This is a genomic window from Corallococcus sicarius (assembly GCF_003611735.1).
GTDB lineage: Bacteria > Myxococcota > Myxococcia > Myxococcales > Myxococcaceae > Corallococcus > Corallococcus sicarius.
In genome coordinates, this window is the sequence record NZ_RAWG01000661.1 from 1 (window position 1) to 910 (window position 910).

2 protein-coding genes are annotated in these 910 nt (G+C 69.7%); one reads left to right on the plus strand and one right to left on the minus strand.

Features of this window, described 5'->3' with window-relative positions; genetic code table 11:
- Nucleotides 1–12: 12 nt before the first annotated feature.
- Nucleotides 13–381 carry a DUF192 domain-containing protein gene (locus D7X12_RS41565; protein ID WP_120630584.1) on the minus strand — a complete coding sequence of 123 codons (369 nt, stop codon included), beginning with the start codon at nucleotides 379–381 and terminating at the stop codon, nucleotides 13–15.
- 17 nt (nucleotides 382–398) lie between these two features.
- Here D7X12_RS41565 and D7X12_RS41570 point away from each other — a divergent pair, with 17 nt between their 5' ends.
- Nucleotides 399–902, plus strand: a complete 504-nt coding sequence (locus D7X12_RS41570) for a tRNA (cytidine(34)-2'-O)-methyltransferase (RefSeq protein WP_120630585.1) — start codon at nucleotides 399–401, stop codon at nucleotides 900–902.
- Nucleotides 903–910: the final 8 nt, after the last annotated feature.

The following is a 910-nucleotide window of genomic DNA, read 5'->3' on the forward strand; positions in this document are numbered from 1 at the left end:
GGGGGGCGCCTTTCAGGATCCGACAGTCTGCGCCGGGGCGAACACCAGCCGGTCGCCCTCCTGGGTGCCGCTGGCGAGGAGGACGCCCGCGGGCAGCTCCAGGACGGACTTCGCCCGGCGGTAGAGGGAGGTGGCGCGCCAGGGGGGAAGGGCGGACAGTTGCTTGACGATGTGCCCTTCCGCGTCCAGGAAGGCCACGTCGATGGGGATGCGCATGAAGAACGTGTGGATGGAGTTGCAGGGCGCGATGTGCATCCCGGCCCCCATTGGCAGCGAGGCGCGGCCCATGAGGCCCTGGAAGCGCTGGACGAAGGACTCGGCCCGTTCGGCGCGGTCCGCGAGCAGTCGCTGCCGCGTTTCGTTGGTCACCCTCCAGTGCATGCCCCGTGTTCTATCCCATGCTTGAGCCCCTGGCGTCCCCCCTGCACCTGGTCCTCGTGTCCCCCCAGATTCCGCCCAACACCGGCAACGTGGCCCGGCTGTGCGCGGTGACGGGCTGCCGGCTCATCCTGGTGGAGCCCCTGGGGTTCTCCATCGACGACCGGAACCTCAAGCGGGCGGGGCTGGACTACTGGGACAAGGTGTTCCTGAAGCTCTACCCGACCTATGACGCCTACGTGGCGGAGTACCCGCAGGCCCGGCGCTGGCTGTTCTCCGCGAGGGCCGAGACGTCGCTCTACGGGGCGCGGTTCCAGGCGGGGGACCACCTGGTGTTCGGCTCGGAGGTGACGGGGCTGTTGCCGGAGGTGATGGAGGGGGGGACGGGCACGCCCGTGTCCATCCCGATGCTGCCGGAGCGCCGGAGCTTGAATCTTTCGACGTCGGTGGGGATTGGCGCCTACGAGGCGCTGCGTCAGGTGCAATTGGGGGTGGCGGCCGGACAGGCGCCGCCGTCGAATTGAGGGTCGGG